Genomic DNA, 16,567 nt, shown 5'->3' with positions numbered 1-16,567 from the left:
CGCCCGGGGGCGGACGCGGGCGCCGCGTCCGCCCCTTCAGGTCACCCGGCCGCTTCCTTCTCGGCCTTCCCGGCCGGCGCCCAGGTGTCGGACAGCTTCGGGTGCTCCTTGAGCCAGGTGCGGACGGCGTCCTGCTCCTTGCCCTTGCCGGCCTTCTGGATGCGGGCCTCCAGCCCGGTGAGCTGCTCCTCCGTCATGGAGAAGTCCTTCAGCCACTTGGCGATCTCGGGGTTGTCGGCGGCGAACCCCTTGCGGGCGAGGGTGTGCACGGTGTCGCCCTTGCCCCAGGCGCCCGCCGGGTCCTTGAGCTTCTTCAGCTTGTAGTCGCTGTAGGCCCAGTGCGGGGACCACAGGGTGACGACCACGGGCTGCTTCTTGGCGTAGGCGCGCTTCAGCTCGGTCAGCATGGCCGGGGTGGAACCGTCGATCACCTCGTACTTGCCCTTGAGCCCGTACTCGGGGACGACCTTGTCCTTGAGCAGGCCCATCATGCCCGCGCTGGGCTCGATGCCGATGATCCGGCCGTCGAACTCGGCGGCGTGGTCCTTCAGGTCGGCCAGGGAGTTGACGTCCTTCACGTAGGACGGGACGGACAGCTCCAGGGAGGTGGAGCCGTACCAGTTGCCCAGGTCCTCCATCCGGTCGCCGTACTTCTTCCAGTACTCGGCGTGCGTGGTGGGCAGCCAGGAGTCGGTCTCGAAGTCGAGGCGGCCGGTGGCGAGGCCGGTGTAGAGGGGGCCGGCCGCGTACTGGGTGACGGTGACCTTGAAGCCGCGCCGCTCCAGCAGCTCCTTCCAGAGGAAGGTGGAGGCGATGCCCTCGTCCCAGGGGATGTACCCGAGCCGGATCTCCTTGCCCTTGCCGATGTCCGTGCCGGAGGCCGTGGACGTGGTGGCGCCGGGGCCGAAGACGCCGAGTCCGCCCGCTACCAGCGCGAGCACGACCACCGCGACGACGGCGACGGCCGGGCGCGGCCGGTAGGACCAGGCGCTGGGCCGGGCCTTGGCGGCGGCGCGGCGGCCGAGCGGGGAGAGGTGGGTGCCGAGCGCGCCGGTCACCCGGTCGAGGTAGATGGCGAGGACGACGATGCCGACGCCCGCCTCGAAGCCGTAGCCGATGTCGAGCTGGCCGATGGCCTCGTTGACCGCGCCGCCGAGGCCGCCGGTGCCGACCATGCCCGCGATGACGACCATGGACAGGCCGAGCATGATGACCTGGTTGACGCCCGCCATGATGGTCGGCAGGGCGAGCGGCAGCTGCACCCGCCACAGGGTGTCGCGGGGTGTGGTGCCGAACGCCTCGGCGGCCTCGACCAGTTCGGCGTCGACCTGACGGATGCCCAGCTCGGTCATGCGGACGCCGGGGGCGAGCGCGAAGATCAGGGTGGCGACGACACCGGCGGCCGTGCCGAGCCCGAAGAAGAGCATGGCCGGGATCAGCAGCACCATCGACGGCATGGTCTGGAGCAGGTCCAGCGCCGGGCGCAGCGTGGCGCTCACCGCGCGGGAGCGGGCCGCCCAGATGCCGAGCGGGATCGAGATGACCAGCGCGATGATGGTGGCGACCAACACCAGTGAGAGCGTGGACATGGCCCGTTCCCACAGGTCGAGGGAGTCCACGAGGGCGAATCCGGCGAAGGCGAGGACACCGGCGAGCAGTCCGCGCAGCCACCAGGCGAGGACGGCGAGGATGCCGGCGAGCAGCAGGGGCTGGGGGGCGGTGAGGACGGCGTCGATGCCGTCGTACATGCCCTCCAGGACGGCGCGGATGGCGTCGAAGAGCCAGGAGAGGTGGCCGACCAGCCAGTCGACCCCGGAGTCGACCCAGTCACCGAGCGGAAGCCTAGGCACGGGCGGTCACCTTCCTCTCGTCGCCGCCGTGGTCGCAGGCGATCGGGTCTCCCTGCTCGTCACCGAGGAAGCCGACGAGACGGCTCTCGGGGACGACACCGACGAGGGTGCGGTCGGCGTCGAGGACGGCGACCGGGTGGCTGAGCCGGGCACTGAGCGCGCACAGTTCGGTGAACGGCGTGCCGGGCGCGGCGGTCTCGCAGGCGCAGTCGGCCTCGTCGCCCGTCACGTCGGTGTCCATGACGGCGGCCGCGGTGAGCACGCGGGAGCGGTCGACGTCCTGGATGAAGGAGGCGACGTAGTCGTCGGCGGGGCGCAGCAGGATGTCCTCGGCGGTGCCGGTCTGGACGATGCGGCCGTCGCGCATGACGGCGATGCGGTCGCCCAGGCGCATGGCCTCGTTGAGGTCGTGGGTGATGAAGACGATGGTCTTGCGCAGCGTCTTCTGCAGTTCGAGGAGCTGGTCCTGCATGTCGCGGCGGATCAGCGGGTCCAGCGCGCTGAAGGACTCGTCCATCAGCAGCAGGTCGGCGTCGGTGGCGAGCGCGCGGGCGAGGCCGACGCGCTGCTGCATGCCGCCGGAGAGTTCGTCGGGCCAGGAGTCCTCCCAGCCGGCCAGACCGCACAGGGCGAGCGCCTCGTCGGCGCGGCGTTCGCGCTCGGCGCGGGGCACGCCCTGCACGGCCAGGCCGTAGGCGGCGTTGTCACGGACGCTGCGGTGCGGGAAGAGCGCGAAGTGCTGGAACACCATGCTGATCTTGTGGGCGCGGACCTCGCGCAGCTCGCGGTCCCCGAGGGCGGTGAGGTCCTGTCCGTCGAACCGGACCCGGCCCGCGGTGGGGGCCAGCAGGCCGTTCAGCGTGCGCAGCAGGGTGGACTTGCCCGAGCCGGACAGGCCCATGACAACAAAGATCTCACCGGGCGCGACGGCGAAGGACGCGTCGATGACGGCGGCGGTGCTGCCCTCCCCGCGCAGCTCGTCGCGGTCGGCGCCTTGTTCGAGCCGTTCCACGGCCTGGTCCGGTCGTCTGCCGAACACCTTGTAAAGATGTTCCGCTTCGATTCTCGCGGTCATGCATGTCCCTCGGCTAGGCGGCAAGGAGCAGGAGACGAGGGATCGTTGTCGCTGGAAAAGCAATTGCCTCGTTCCGGCGCGCGGCGCCTGCCCGGTCATATTTGAGCCAAACACCGAAGTGGCCCAGGTCACACCCTCGGGCCCGGCGCGCGGGGCCGCTGTCAGTGCGGTGCGGCATGATGCGAGCGTGACCGGACGACTGATGCTTCTCGACACCGCCTCGCTGTACTTCCGCGCCTACTTCGGCGTGCCGGACTCGGTGCGGGCACCGGACGGCACCCCGGTGAACGCGGTGCGCGGACTGCTGGACTTCATCGACCGCCTGGTCAAGGACCACCGCCCGGACAAGCTGGTGGCCTGCATGGACGCCGACTGGCGGCCCCAGTGGCGGGTCGATCTGATCCCCTCCTACAAGGCGCACCGGGTGGCCGAGGAGCACGAGGGCGCCCCGGACGCCGAGGAGGTCCCGGACACGCTCTCCCCGCAGGTCCCGGTGATCGAGGAGGTGCTGGACGCGCTCGGCATCGCCTGCGTGGGCGTGGCCGGATACGAGGCGGACGACGTGATCGGCACGTTCACCGCCCACGCGGACGGCCCGGTCGACATCGTCACCGGCGACCGCGACCTGTACCAACTGGTGGACGACGCCCGCGAGATCCGTGTCCTGTATCCGCTCAAGGGCGTCGGCACCCTCCAGCTCACCGACGAGGCGTGGCTGCGCGAGAAGTACGGGGTGGACGGCCGGGGTTACGCGGATCTGGCGCTGCTGCGCGGCGACCCGAGCGACGGCCTGCCGGGCGTGCCCGGCGTCGGGGAGAAGACGGCGGCCAAGCTGCTGGCCGAGTTCGGGGACCTGGCCGGGATCATCGCGGCCGTGGACGACCCGAAGGCGAAGCTCACTCCGACCCAGCGCAAGCGCCTCACCGAGGCGGCCCCTTACCTCGCGGTCGCCCCGAAGGTCGTCCGGGTGGCCGGTGACGTCCCCCTGCCCGAGGTCGACACCGCGCTGCCGCACACCCCGCGCGACCCCGCCGCGCTGGACGCGCTGGCGGCCCGCTGGGGTCTGGGCGGCTCGCTCCAGCGGCTGCTGACCACGCTGGAGGCGTGAGAGCGGCCCCCTCCACAAGGGGAATTTTCGGACGAAGGGACCCCCGAGAACAGGGCGACACCGGCGCGAGATGCTAGCTTAGGTAAACCTAACCAAGGCAGCAGGAGGCCGTCATGGCAGAGCGTCCGGGGCGAAAGCCGCGCAAGCTCCATTCCGCCCAGGTGGTGCGCACCGAGCGGCTGACCCCGCACGTCCAGCGGATCGTGCTCGGCGGCGACGGACTCGCCGACTTCTCGGCCGACGCCTGGACCGACCACTATGTGAAGCTCCTCTTCGCCCCGGTGGCCGGCATGACCTACCCCGAGCCGTTCGACCTGGAGCAGATCCGGGCCGAACTCCCCCGCGAGCAGTGGCCGGTGACCCGTACGTACACCGTGCGCGCCTGGGACGGCGAACAGCGGGAGCTGACCCTCGACTTCGTGATCCACGGTGACGAGGGCCTCGCCGGGCCCTGGGCCACCCGGGTCCGCCCCGGCGAGACCCTGCGCTTCTTCGGCCCCGGTGGCGCCTACGCCCCCGATGTGACGGCCGACTGGCATCTGCTCGTCGGGGACGAGAGCGCGCTGCCCGCCATCGCCCGCGCGCTGGAGACCCTGCCGCCGGGCACGCCCGCGCACGCCTTGGTGGAGGTGGCCGGCCCCGAGGAGGAGCAGAAGATCGACTCCGATGTGGAGGTCGTCTGGCTGCACCGCGGGGACCGCCCGGTCGGTGAGGCCCTGGTGGAGGCCGTACGGGCGCTCGAGTTCCCCGAGGGCCGCCCGCACGCCTTCGTGCACGGCGAGGCGTCCTTCGTGAAGGAGCTGCGCCGGATGCTGCGGGTGGAGGCGCAGATCCCGCGCGAGGACCTGTCGATCTCCGGCTACTGGCGCCTGGGCCACAACGAGGACGGCTGGCAGGCGAGCAAGCCGGAGTGGAACGCGCGGATCGAGGCCGAGCAGGAGAGCGCCGACGCGGCTGCCTGAGCCGGTCGCGGGCGCTCAGTCGCCCCTGAGGCGGGCGTGCAGATGCATGTCGTGCCAGCCGTCCGGGTGCAGCAGGGCCCGGCGCCGGGTGCCCTCCACCGCGAACCCGGTCTTGGTGGCGACGCGGCAGGACGCCTCGTTGGCGGTGGCGTGCATCAGCTCCAGCCGGTTGAAGCCGATCTCCTGGAACGCCCAGCGCACCAGCGCGTCCGTGGCATGCCGGGCGACGCCCTGCCCGCGCGCCCGCGCCACGGTCCAGTACGCCACCTCGGCCACGCCGTCGCGCAGCCGGATCTCCCGCAGCGCGGCCCGGCCGCGCAGCTCACCGGTGTCCGCGTGCACGACGGCCCACTGGGCGTCGCACTCGCGCGCCCACTCCGACCGCCACCCCTCGATCCAGCCGGCCGCCTCCTCCTCGGACTCAGAGGACCGCACGTGCCACTGATGCAGCACCGGGTCCTGGAAGGCGGCGTGGACGGCGGGCGCGTCCTCAGGCCGCCAGGGGCGCAGCAGCAGTCCGGCGGCGGCCGGGATGTCGGGCTGCGGCCGGCGGGAGAGGGTCCCTTCGGGCAGCACCGGGCTGGTGAGAAACGGCATGTCCGGCATCCTGCCAAGCGCCTGGCAGCGGGCCAACCGAATTGGGCCGCACCCGTAATCTGGGACTGATGAGACGCCGTACGCAGCCCCCGCCCGCCCCGCTCCCCCAGCGCCGGGGTGTCGACCCCGTGCGGGTGCGGCTGCCTGTGGACGGGGCGTGGGCCACGGTGCGCGAGCATCTCGTGGCGCGGCTCACGGGGGCCGGGCCGGGCATGGTCGAGGCGATGTTCGACGCCGGGGCGGTGGTGGGCGCCGACGGGCTGCCGGTGGCGCCGGACGCGCCGTACCGGCCGGGGATGTTCGTGTGGTTCCACCGTGAGCTGCCGCCGGAGGTGCCGGTGCCGTTCCCGGTCGAGGTGGTGTACCGGGACGAGCACATCGTCGTCGCCGACAAGCCGCACTTCCTGGCCACCACCCCGCGCGGCTCCCATGTCACCGAGACCCTGCTCGCCCGTCTCCGCCACGACCTCGGCCTGCCCGAGCTGGGCGCCGCGCACCGGCTGGACCGGCTCACCGCCGGACTGGTGCTGTTCACCGTGCGCCCGGAGGAACGCGGCGCCTACCAGGGCCTGTTCCGCGACCGCCGGGTGCACAAGGAGTACGAGGCCGTCGCCCGGCACGACCCGGAGCTGGAGCTGCCCCGGACCGTGCGCAGCCGGATTCTGAAGGAACGCGGGGTGCTGGCCGCGCGGGAGGTGGAGGGCGAGCCCAACGCGGTGACGCGGGTGGAGCGGGCCGGACACCGCGAGAAGGACGGGCTGGCCCGCTACCGTCTGCTGCCCGCCACCGGCCAGACCCACCAGCTGCGGGTGCACCTGAACGCGCTCGGCGTCCCCATCCTCGGCGACCCCCTCTACCCGGAGGTCGCCCCCGCGACAGCGCCCGGCGACTTCCGCCGGCCCCTCCAACTCCTGGCCCGTGGGCTGGAGTTCACCGATCCGGTCACCGGCGCCCAGCACAGCTTCGTCAGCGGGCGCACGCTCCAGGCGTGGACCTCCCCCGAGGAGTGGTCCGGCGCCTGATCCCGGCGCGCGGACGGCCCCCTACTCCCCCAGCAGCCACCGCCACATCCGCTGCCAGCGGCTCGGCGGCTCGCTCTCCGGCGCGGGCCAGGACGCGGGCGGGACGGCGGCCGGGACCGGCTCCACCCGTTCCTCCATCCGTTCCTCCACCCTGGCCGCCTTCTCCTCCACCCGCTCCCGCAACGGCTCCGCCCGCTGATCCTCCCGGTGCGGATGGAGGGAGGACATGCTGGGCGCCCGGTTGACGTCCTGCTTCGGCTTGGGCTCGAACAGCACCGGCAGCGACACCAGATGCCGGGACGCGATCGAGGACCGCCAGCACAGATCCTCCTCGGCGCACTCCAGCCGGATGTCCGGCAGCCGGGTCAGCAGGGCGTCCACCCCGATGTCGGCCACGGCCCGCCCGATGTCCTGGCCGGGGCATTCGTGCGGGCCCCCGCCGAAGGCGAGATGGGACCGGTTGCCCATCATGTGCGCGGTCGGGTCGGGGCGTACCCGCGGGTCGAGGTTGCCCGGCGCGGGGGCGAACAGCAGCCCGTCGCCCCGCCGGATGCGCTGCCCGCCCAGCTCGGTGTCCTGCTTGGCGTAGTAGCCGAGGACGGTGCTGAACGGCGGCTCGTCCCACAGGGACTGCTCGATCGCCTCCGGCACCGTCATCTGCCCGCCGTTGAGCCGGGCGCGGAAGCCCGGTTCGGTCAGCACCATGCGCAGTGCGTTGGCCAGCAGGTTGGCGGTGGTCTCGTACGCGGCGAAGAGGAGCAGCCGCAGATGCTCGCGGACCTCGTCGTCGCTCAGCCCCGCCGGATGCGTGATCAGATGGCTGGTGACGTCGCCCTCGGGCCGGGCCCGGCGCCGGGTGGTGAGCCTGCTCAGCGCGCCCATGACGTAGGCATGGCTCTCGTTGGCGGTCTCGGTGCCCTTGAGCGCGTCACGGGCGGCCTGCACCATCCGGTCGTCGTACTCCTCGGGCATGCCGAGGATCTCGCACATCACGGCCATCGGCAGATGCTCGGCGAACTGGGAGACCAGATCGGCCCGGCCGCGCCCGCAGAAGCCGTTGACCAGTTCCTGGGTGGAGCTGTTGATGGAGCGGCGCAGACCGCGGTGGTCGATGGTCGCCATGGCGGCGGTGACGGCCGCGCGCAGCCGCTGGTGCTCGTCGCCCTCGGCGTGCGCGCAGATCGGCTGCCGGGCGATGTGCGGCATCAGCGGGTGGTCGGGCTTGACCATGCCCTCCAGCAGCGGCGTCCAGCCCCGGCTGTCACGGGTGTACTGCGAGGGGCTGCGCACCATGTGCAGGTTCTCGGCGTGCCCGAGGACCACCCACATGGGTACGTCGTCGTGGAGGAGCACCGGGGCGACCGGGCCGTGCCTCTCGCGCAGCCGCTCGTAGAGGCCGTCCAGGTCGAGCGCGTCCGGGCCGTACAGCCGGTGCAGGCCGCCGGGGCCGGTGCCGTGCGCGGGGCAGCCCGGCGGCGGGCCGGGCGCGGTGTCGGGGGTGCCTGTCGGGGTCTGGGGTTCAGGCGTCACAGTGAGGGCTCCGAAAAGAACGGCTGGGGTGGGCTCGTACGGTCGCGGGTCAGGTCAGGGCGCCGGACCGGGCGAGGGAGTGCAGGAAGTGCATCAGCGTCAGCAGGGTGTCCCGGCTGGAGGCGCGGCGGCGTACGTCGCACTCGACGATCGGGATCTCCGGGGCCAGGTCGAGCGCGCCGCGCAGCTCCTCGATCGAGTGGCGGGGCGCGTCCGGGAAGGAGTTGACGGCGACGATGAACGGCACGCCGCGTTCCTCCAGGCGGCCCATGACGTCGAAGCTGACGTCCAGGCGGCGGGTGTCGACCAGGACGACCGCACCGAGCGCCCCCTCGAAGAGGCGGTTCCACAGGAACCAGAACCGTTCCTGGCCGGGGGTGCCGAAGAGGTAGAGGACCAGTTTCCCGGTGATGCTGATGCGGCCGAAGTCCATGGCCACGGTGGTGGCCGTCTTGGTCTCGGAGCCGTAGTCGTCGTCGACGCCGATCCCGGCCTGGGTCATGGTCTCCTCGGTGGTCAGCGGTCTGATCTCGCTGACCGAGCCGACCATGGTGGTCTTGCCGACGCCGAAGCCGCCCACGATCACGATCTTCACCGCGGCCTGGGCGGTCTGCGGGAGCCGCTCCTCGGTGCGCGGGCCGGGGATCGGGGCGGGGACGGCGTCAGAGGCGTTGAAGTCCATGCATCACCGCTTCGAGGAGGGACCGGTCGGGGAGCGCCTGGCGGACGATCGGGGCGCGCGCCTGCACCAGGTCGGCGCCGATCAGCTCGGTGATCAGCGCGGTCATCGCGCTGAACGGCAGGTCGAGGTAGGCCGAGAGTTCGGCCACGGACAGGGGTGCGGAGCAGAGCCGGAGCACGGCCGCCTGTTCGGGGGTGCCGGACGGCGGGGGCGCCGAGCGCGCCACGATCAGGGTGACCAGATCGAGCTGCGCCCGCCCGCCCTCGTGGATGCCGGTGACGGCGTACAGCCGCTCGGGGTTGCTGCCCTCCCCCTCGCCGCCCGCTTCCGGGGCGACGGGCGGCGGGGAGGGCGCCTCCTGCGGCAGGCGCCGTTTGCGGCGCGGGGTCATACGGCCTGCCCGCCGCGCCGGGGCGGAGAAGTGAGGTGGGCGCCGATCCGGACGACGAGGTCGCGCATCATGCCGCCCATCCGGCCGGGCTCGCACACCACGTCGGCGAGGACGGCGAGGTAGGCGTTGTCACCTGCGGCCATCAGATAGAAGTAGCCGCCGTCGATCTCGATGACGACGAGCTTCATCTCGCCGCTGCTGCCGGGCAGTTCCTGGGCGACCGCCCCGGCCAGGCTCTGCACGCCGGCGCAGGCGGCGGCGACCCGGTCGGCGGCGTCGGGGTCGCCGCCGAAGCGGGCGATGCGCAGACCGTCCGAGGAGAGCACCACGATCATCTCGATGCCGGGTACGCCGTCGTGCAGTTGCTTGAGCATCCAGTCGAAGTTGGCACGCTGCTGGATCACTTGGGCTCCCCCTCGTCGCCGGCGCCGGTATCGGCCGAGTCGTCGATCAGATGCAGGTAGGCGGTCGGATTCCGGGTGAAGTCGGTCGGGTGGGCGCCCTCGTTGCCCTTCTTCATGCCCTCCCAGAACGCGTCGACCCACATGCCCGGTTCGCGGTCCAGCAGCTTCTGCCGCTCGGGGTCGGTCTCGGGCCGGGGCTGCGGTTCGGGCTGGGACCAGAGGGTGGGCCGGCCCTCGCGTTCGGCCTGCTCGATGGCGGCCTGTTCGGCGTAGCGCTGGCTGAGCGGCACCGTCACCCGGCTGCGGCGCTGCGGCAGTCCGTTCGCCGTCCACTCGGTGACCTCGGGGACGTCGTCCTCCATCGAGACCGGGGCGGGGATGCGCGGTGCGGTGGGGCGGCGCCGCTTGGGCGGCCGCTTGGGGCCTTCCAGCGCGCCGAGTTCGGGCATCGGCACGGCGGTGGCCCCGATACCGTGCGCGGCGCCGACACCGGGTTCGGTGGTGAGCATGTCGCGCGGTACGACGAGGATGGCGCGGACGCCGCCGTACGCGGAGGCGCGCAGCGAGACGTCCATGCTGAAGGCGTTGCAGAGCCGGCCGACCACGGCGAGGCCGAGTCGGGGGCTGTCACCGAGGTTGTGCGCGTCGTCGTCGGCGCGGGCGTCCAGGATCATCTGCTCGACGCGGGCCCGCCCCTCCTCGCTGAGGCTGACCCCGGCGTCCTCGATCTCGATGGCGAGACCGGTCTGCACCTCGAAGGCGGTGACATGCACCTTGGTCGACGGCGGGGAGTACCGGGTGGCGTTGTCGAACAGCTCGGCCGCCGCGTGGATGATCGGCTCGACCGAGGTGCCCTTGATATTGATGTTGACGATCGAAGCGAGGTTGATCCGGGGGAACTCCAGGATGCGGGACATCGCGCCCCGCAGCACGCTGTAGAGCGAGACGGGCACCGGCCACTGGCGGCCCGGCCGGCCGCCGCCGAGCACCGAGATGGAGTCGGCGAGGCGGCCGATCAGCGCGGTGCCGTGGTCGACGCGCAGCAGGTCGTCGAAGACCTCGGCGTTGCGGCCGTGGTCCTCCTCCATCTCCCGCAGTTCCTTGGCCTGTTGGTGGACGATGGCCTGCACGCGCCGGGCGGTGGTGACGAACGCCCGCTGGGTGGCGTCCCGCATGTTGATCTCGTGCTCGGCACCGCGCAGCGCGATGCGCAGCAACTCGCGCTGAGACTCCGGAAGATGACGCAGCTCGGGGTCATCCTCGACCACGTTGCGCAGTACGTCCCGCAGTCGCTCACCGCGGCGCAGCCGGCCCAGCGCGACGGGGAGCACCTCGGAGCCGAGGCGGACGATCTCCGCGTCATGGGCGGCGATGCGCTGCTCCAGATACGCGGTGTGCCGGGCGTTCTCGTCCTGTACGGACCGGAGTTGACGCCCGCGTCGCACCACTTCGCTCGCGGTGGCGAGCAGCAGCAGCGTGGCCACGGCCCCGCAGCAGCCGACGGCGATCCGGGCGGCGCCCGGCACCAGGAACACGGCGGCCGCGGTCACCGCGACCATCACCAGGGCGGGCGGCAACAACGCCTGCGCATACGGACGTTCACGGACACCGGGAGGTTTCTGAACACTCACCATGGATGCCTTCTGGGAAGAACGGTATATAGGGGAACAGGCGCCCGAATCCATCTCAACCGGGTCCGCCGCGGGCGAGCCTAATCCGACCGGGACACCCCCGTGTCATATTCGGCAAGCACCTGAAATCCCCCGAGCAACAGGAGTACCGTCGCCCCTATTTACACAGCGAGCACCCATTCGAACACACTGAGTAGCACCGTCCAGGCATGCGAAAAGGGCCGGCGAAGCCGACCCTTTCAGGGGCGCGGGGGCTGTATCGATTTGCGGCTACCGCCGCGTGAGCGCGACCAGCCACAGCCCACCCGCACCCGCCCTACAACCTCACCCCACGGACGAGTAGGCCACCACACCCCGCAGCAACTGATCAACAGCCTTACGGGCGTTCTTGGCGACCGTCGAGCCCTCCGCAGGAGCAGCCGCAGCGACCTGCCCCAGAACGTCGATCACCTGCTTGGTCCACCGCACGAAGTCCCCCGCGGGCATCTCCGCCTCGCGAAGCACCTCGTCGAGCCCCTTCCCGGAGGCCCACTGGTGAGCGACCCAGGCGAACCCGAGGTCCGGCTCCCGCTGCCCGACCCCCTCGGTCTGGCTGATTCCGAAGTCCTCCTCCAGCCCGTCCAGCCGCCCCCAGATCCGCACCATCTCCCCGAGCGCGGCCTGGGCCGCCCCGGAGGGCAGCTTGGGCGCCATGGCGTCGTCACTGACCCGCGCCTCGTACACCAACGCCGAGACGCAGGCGGCGAGTTCGGCGGGGCCGAGCCCTTCCCACACGCCCTCGCGCAGACATTCACTGGCCAGCAGGTCCAACTCGCCGTAGAGACGGGCAAGTCGCTTGCCGTTGGCGGTGACCTCGTCGCCCCGCAGATAGTCCAGCTCGGTCAGCAGGGCCACGATGCGGTCGAAGGTCCGCGCGATGGTGTTGGTACGGCCCTCGATGCGCCGCTCCAGCTGCGAGGTGTCGCGCTGGAGCCGGTGGTGTCGCTCGGCCCAGCGGGCGTGGTCCTCGCGGTCGTCACAGCCGTGGCAGGGGTGCGCGCGGATCTCGGTGCGCAGCCGGGCGATCTCCCGGTCGTCGGCGGCCTGTGCGCGCTTCTTGCGGGCGCGCTCCGGCGGGATGTGCCCGGCCTTGGTGCGCAGCGCGGAGGCGAGGTCCCGGCGGGACTGCGGGGAGCGGGCGTTGAACGTCTTCGGGATGCGCATCCGGTCCAGCGCCTCCACCGGTACGGGGAAGTCGATGGACGCCAGCCGCTTGACCTGCCGTTCGGCGGTGAGCACCAGCGGGCGGGGCCCGTCGTGGTGGTCGAAGCCCCGGTGGCCGCCGGTCCGTCCGGCGGGCAGGCCGGGGTCGAGGACCAGGGCGAGGCCCGCGTACTTGCCGGTGGGCACATGGATGATGTCGCCCGCCTTCAGCTTCTCCAGGGCGACGGTGGCCTCGGCGCGCCGCTGGTTGACGCCCTGCCGGGCCAGCTCGGTCTCCCGGTCCTTCAACTCGCGGCGCAGTCGCGCGTACTCGTCGAAGTCGCCGAGGTGGCAGGTCATGGAGTCCTTGTAGCCCTCCAGGCCCTCCTCGTTGCGCTGCACCTGCCGGGAGATCCCGACGACCGACTTGTCGGCCTGGAACTGCGCGAACGACGTCTCCAGCAGCTCCCGCGAGCGGTGCCGCCCGAACTGCTCGACCAGGTTGACCGCCATGTTGTACGACGGCTTGAAGCTGGAGCGCAGCGGATAGGTGCGGGTGCCCGCGAGCCCGGCCAGGTGCTCGGGGCTCATCCCCCGCTGCCACAGCACCACGGCGTGGCCCTCGACGTCGATGCCCCGCCGGCCGGCCCGGCCGGTGAGCTGGGTGTACTCGCCGGGGGTGATGTCGGCGTGCTGTTCGCCGTTCCACTTGACGAGCTTCTCCAGCACCACCGAGCGGGCGGGCATGTTGATGCCGAGCGCGAGGGTCTCGGTGGCGAACACGGCCTTGACCAGGCCGCGGACGAACAGCTCCTCCACGACCTCCTTGAAGGTCGGCAGCATGCCCGCGTGGTGGGCGGCGATGCCGCGCTCCAGACCCTCGAGCCATTCGTAGTAGCCGAGGACGTGGAGGTCCTCGGGCGGGATGTTGGCGGTGCGCTCCTCGACCAGGGCGCGGACCTGCTCCCGCTCCTCCTCGTCATTGAGCCTGAGCCCCGCGTACAGGCACTGCTGGACGGCGGCCTCGCAGGCGGCGCGGCTGAAGATGAAGGTGATGGCGGGCAGCAGGCCCTCGGAGTCGAGGCGCTCGATGACCTCGGGCCGGCTCGGCGTCCACACCCGCGAGCGCTGCCTGCGCTCGCGCTCCCGGTCGGCCTCGCGCATGGAACGGCCGCGCCTGCGGTCCTGGTAGGAGGGCCGGGTGGCCTCCATGCGGGCGAGCCGGGCGAGGTCGGGGTTGACGGCCTTCTTGTGGCCCTCACCCTCCTCGAACAGGTCGTACATCCGCCGCCCGGCCAGCACGTGCTGGAACAGCGGTACGGGCCGGTGCTCGGAGACGATCACCTCGGTGTCGCCGCGCACGGTGTCCAGCCAGTCGCCGAACTCCTCCGCGTTGGACACGGTGGCCGACAGCGACACCAGGGTCACCGACTCGGGCAGGTGGATGATCACCTCTTCCCAGACGGCGCCCCGGAAACGGTCGGAGAGGTAGTGCACCTCGTCCATGACCACATAGCCGAGGCCCAGGAGGGTCTGGGAGCCCGCGTACAGCATGTTCCGCAGCACCTCGGTCGTCATGACGACGATCGGGGCGTCGGAGTTCACGCTGTTGTCGCCGGTGAGGAGGCCGACCTTGTCGGCTCCGTAGCGGCGGCACAGGTCGGCGTACTTCTGGTTCGACAGCGCCTTGATGGGTGTCGTGTAGAAGCACTTCTTGCCCTGTTCCAGGGCGAGGTGGACGGCGAACTCGCCCACGATCGTCTTGCCGGAGCCGGTGGGGGCGGCCACCAGCACGCCCTTGCCGCCCTCCAGCGCGGAGCAGGCTTCCACCTGGAAGTCGTCGAGGCCGAAGTCGTACATCTCGCGGAAGCCCGCGAGCGCGGTGGCCTGCTCGGCTGCCCGCACTCGGGACGCCGCGTACCGCTCGGCCGGTGAGAGGTCCTCTGTCATCGTGCTTTCGAGCGTACCGGGCCGCACCGACAACAGGACGATCATTATCGCTTCCCACGCCCATCGAAACGGAATGACCGGCTCCGCACCGCCCGCGCACACGGGTGAGGGGCCGGACGGAAGATCCGTCCGGCCCCTCACCGCGGGTCGTGATGCGCTCAGGTGACGTCGTCGTAGCCGTCGTACCGGCCCGGCGGCAGGGCCTCGGTCTGGCGGGCCTGCTCGGGCACCGCGGCGGACAGCCGCTCCGCCCCGACGACCGGCTCCGGCCTGAGGTCCAGCGGCGATGCCTCGTCGTCGTCCAGCTCGGCGGCCTCCTCGGCGCGCTCGCGGCGCCGGTCGTTCAGGAGGGCGATGCCGACGGCGATGAAGTACAGCACCACGATGGGGCCGGCCAGCGCGATCATGCCGAAGGGGTCCGTGGTGGGGGTGGCGACGGCGCCGAAGACGAAGACGCCCATGACCACACCGCGCCACCAGCCGGCCATGCGGCGCCCGGTCACCACACCGGCGAAGTTCAGCATGACCAGCAGCAGCGGAAGCTCGAAGGCGCCGCCGAAGATGAGGATCATCCGGACGATGAAGTCCAGGACCTTGTCCATCGGCAGGATGTTCGCCGAGCCGTCGGGCGTGATGCCCAGCAGCACCCGCATGCTGATCGGCAGGATCGTGTAGGCGAGCCAGGCGCCCGCCATGAAGAGCGGCACCGCCGCGGCCACGAACCCGTAGGTGTACTTGCGCTCGTTGCGGTGCAGGCCCGGCGCGATGAACGCCCACAGCTGGTAGAGCCAGACGGGGCTGGAGAGGACCACGCCCGCCATGAAGCAGACCTTCACCGTGGTGGTGAAGGGCGACAGCAGGTCGGTGTAGGCGATGACGGCGCAGGAGCCTCCGGTGGACTCCCCCAGACCCCCGGTGCAGCGCGGGACCGGATGCGAGAGGAAGGACATCAGGTTCTGGCTGTAGAAAGCGGCCACCACGGAGACGACCGTGATCGCCAACATGCCCTTCGCGAGCCGGTTGCGCAGCTCACGCAGGTGCTCCACGAGGGGCATCCGCCCCTCGGGGTCCTTCTCTTTCTTGCGGGCAGACTTGAGCAACCCACGTCCTCATCTCGTGCGGCAGGCCGGGAATGCGGCCGCGGGTCAGCGCTGGGTGGTGTCCGTGGGCTCGTTGACCGGGCGGGCGCTGTTCACGTCGCCGGGAGCGGCCTGGATGGTGCGCTGCGCGGGGGGCTGCTCGCCGGGGGTCGGCGGGGCGGCCGGGGCGGAGGTGTTGCTCTCCTCCTTCATCGCCTTGGCCTCGCTCTTGAGGATGCGCGCGGACTTGCCCAGCGAGCGGGCCATGTCCGGAAGCTTCTTCGCGCCGAAGAGCAGGAAGACGACGACGAGGATGAGAATGATCTCGGTAGGACCGAGCCGTCCGATCATGAGTTTGTACCTTCTCACCGAGGCGGGGGTGGGGGTGCTGTCAGACCGGTCGGACAAGTGTCCGGATGGTCGTACGGACAGCGATCGTAACGCTCAGGGGTAAACGGGAGGCAATCCCCGTGCCTACTCCCGGTCGGCGGTACGCGCCTCGTTCTCCGCACCGCGACCAGCAGCGTACCCGCACGTCTGTCCCGCATGACAGGGCGAAGTGACGCAAACCGCTTGTGGCGTGTCCGGCGCCCTCGCCGCTCCGCAGGTCAGAGCGTGTCGGCGGCGCGGGCGGTGCTCACCGCGGCCCGCTCCAGGTCCTCGGCGGCCCGGCTGATCCGGCGCCCGGAGTCGGCCACCTGGACGCCGAGTTGCCGCGCCGCCAGGAACACCCGGACGGCGAGCACCCCGAGGACGGCGAGACCCAGAAAACCCACGGCTACCGCGAACATCGGCCAGAACATGAGGACGAGCCTAGACCGTCTCAGACGGTGGAGTGCAGCCGCAGGGTCCGCACCCCGGCCCCGCTGAGCAGCTGCACGATCCGCTCCCCGGCGGGCTTGCGCACGGCCGTGCCGCACTCGGGGCAGGTGAAGGAGTAGAACGTGGTCCGGCTGGAGCCCCCGACGGCCAGCCGCAGCGCGCCCGCGGCGAGTTCGAACCGGCCCCGGCAGCCGGGGCAGGCCGCCTTGAACACCACGGGGACGACGCGCCGCATCCCGGCGAACGCGGCGGCCGCCGTCACACCCGTCATGGTGGTCGCAC

General features: G+C 71.5%; 16 protein-coding genes. 3 read left to right on the top strand and 13 right to left on the bottom strand.

The window, feature by feature from the left end:
* Positions 1 to 41: 41 nt before the first annotated feature.
* Both ACIGA3_RS19585 and ACIGA3_RS19580 read right to left on the bottom strand, forming a co-directional pair.
* The gene (locus ACIGA3_RS19585) at positions 42 to 1,850 is read right to left on the bottom strand and encodes an ABC transporter permease/substrate binding protein (RefSeq protein ID WP_399717053.1); all 1,809 of its coding nucleotides are present in this window, start codon (positions 1,848 to 1,850) and stop codon (positions 42 to 44) included.
* Positions 1,843 to 2,925: a glycine betaine/L-proline ABC transporter ATP-binding protein gene (locus ACIGA3_RS19580; protein ID WP_399717051.1), complete on the bottom strand. Its 1,083-nt coding sequence runs from the start codon at positions 2,923 to 2,925 to the stop codon at positions 1,843 to 1,845. The genes ACIGA3_RS19585 and ACIGA3_RS19580 overlap by 8 nt, the downstream gene beginning before the upstream one ends.
* 187 nt (positions 2,926 to 3,112) lie before the next feature.
* Here ACIGA3_RS19580 and ACIGA3_RS19575 point away from each other — a divergent pair, with 187 nt between their 5' ends.
* Positions 3,113 to 4,033, top strand: a complete 921-nt coding sequence (locus ACIGA3_RS19575) for a 5'-3' exonuclease H3TH domain-containing protein (RefSeq protein ID WP_399717048.1) — start codon at positions 3,113 to 3,115, stop codon at positions 4,031 to 4,033.
* A gap of 113 nt (positions 4,034 to 4,146) precedes the next feature.
* Positions 4,147 to 4,995 carry a siderophore-interacting protein gene (locus ACIGA3_RS19570; protein WP_399717045.1) on the top strand — a complete coding sequence of 283 codons (849 nt, stop codon included), beginning with the start codon at positions 4,147 to 4,149 and terminating at the stop codon, positions 4,993 to 4,995.
* A 15-nt stretch (positions 4,996 to 5,010) separates the two neighbouring features.
* Here ACIGA3_RS19570 and ACIGA3_RS19565 read toward each other — a convergent pair whose 3' ends face one another.
* Positions 5,011 to 5,592 (bottom strand): GNAT family N-acetyltransferase, encoded by a 582-nt coding sequence (locus ACIGA3_RS19565; protein WP_399717042.1) that lies wholly within the window; start codon positions 5,590 to 5,592, stop codon positions 5,011 to 5,013.
* 68 nt (positions 5,593 to 5,660) lie between these two features.
* On the opposite strand from ACIGA3_RS19565, the gene ACIGA3_RS19560 reads away from it, so the two are divergent.
* Complete coding sequence (locus ACIGA3_RS19560) at positions 5,661 to 6,614, top strand: pseudouridine synthase (protein WP_399717040.1); 954 nt, start codon at positions 5,661 to 5,663, stop codon at positions 6,612 to 6,614.
* 21 nt (positions 6,615 to 6,635) lie between these two features.
* Here the strand turns inward: ACIGA3_RS19560 and ACIGA3_RS19555 are convergent, their stop codons facing one another.
* From ACIGA3_RS19555 to ACIGA3_RS19510, 10 genes are all read right to left on the bottom strand, one after another.
* Positions 6,636 to 8,144: a cytochrome P450 gene (locus ACIGA3_RS19555; protein WP_399717037.1), complete on the bottom strand. Its 1,509-nt coding sequence runs from the start codon at positions 8,142 to 8,144 to the stop codon at positions 6,636 to 6,638.
* A gap of 49 nt (positions 8,145 to 8,193) precedes the next feature.
* Positions 8,194 to 8,826 (bottom strand): GTP-binding protein, encoded by a 633-nt coding sequence (locus ACIGA3_RS19550; protein WP_399717034.1) that lies wholly within the window; start codon positions 8,824 to 8,826, stop codon positions 8,194 to 8,196.
* A complete protein-coding gene (locus ACIGA3_RS19545) occupies positions 8,807 to 9,217 on the bottom strand; it encodes a DUF742 domain-containing protein (protein WP_399717032.1) in 411 nt (136 codons plus the stop codon). Before ACIGA3_RS19545 ends, ACIGA3_RS19550 begins: the two co-directional genes overlap by 20 nt.
* Complete coding sequence (locus ACIGA3_RS19540; protein ID WP_217460818.1) at positions 9,214 to 9,621, bottom strand: roadblock/LC7 domain-containing protein; 408 nt, start codon at positions 9,619 to 9,621, stop codon at positions 9,214 to 9,216. Before ACIGA3_RS19540 ends, ACIGA3_RS19545 begins: the two co-directional genes overlap by 4 nt.
* Positions 9,618 to 11,255 (bottom strand): ATP-binding protein, encoded by a 1,638-nt coding sequence (locus tag ACIGA3_RS19535; protein WP_399717029.1) that lies wholly within the window; start codon positions 11,253 to 11,255, stop codon positions 9,618 to 9,620. The genes ACIGA3_RS19540 and ACIGA3_RS19535 overlap by 4 nt, the downstream gene beginning before the upstream one ends.
* A 321-nt stretch (positions 11,256 to 11,576) precedes the next feature.
* Positions 11,577 to 14,429, bottom strand: a complete 2,853-nt coding sequence (locus ACIGA3_RS19530) for a DEAD/DEAH box helicase (protein ID WP_399717027.1) — start codon at positions 14,427 to 14,429, stop codon at positions 11,577 to 11,579.
* 113 nt (positions 14,430 to 14,542) lie between these two features.
* The gene (gene tatC / locus ACIGA3_RS19525; protein WP_399717608.1) at positions 14,543 to 15,439 is read right to left on the bottom strand and encodes a twin-arginine translocase subunit TatC; all 897 of its coding nucleotides are present in this window, start codon (positions 15,437 to 15,439) and stop codon (positions 14,543 to 14,545) included.
* Between the two features lie 90 nt (positions 15,440 to 15,529).
* Positions 15,530 to 15,814, bottom strand: coding sequence for a Sec-independent protein translocase subunit TatA (gene tatA, locus ACIGA3_RS19520; protein ID WP_399717025.1), 285 nt, complete (start codon positions 15,812 to 15,814; stop codon positions 15,530 to 15,532).
* 257 nt (positions 15,815 to 16,071) lie between these two features.
* A complete protein-coding gene (locus tag ACIGA3_RS19515) occupies positions 16,072 to 16,266 on the bottom strand; it encodes a hypothetical protein (RefSeq protein ID WP_161150348.1) in 195 nt (64 codons plus the stop codon).
* Between the two features lie 20 nt (positions 16,267 to 16,286).
* Entirely contained in the window at positions 16,287 to 16,556 is a 270-nt protein-coding gene (locus ACIGA3_RS19510; RefSeq protein ID WP_399717605.1) for a hypothetical protein, read from the bottom strand.
* Between the last annotated feature and the right edge of the window lie 11 nt (positions 16,557 to 16,567).

Origin of the sequence: Streptomyces sp. NPDC085596 (genome assembly GCF_044541565.1) — a bacterium.
Classification (GTDB): domain Bacteria; phylum Actinomycetota; class Actinomycetes; order Streptomycetales; family Streptomycetaceae; genus Streptomyces.
The sequence above is the reverse complement of the archived record's forward strand: the minus strand, read 5'-3'. Positions and strand labels throughout refer to the sequence as shown.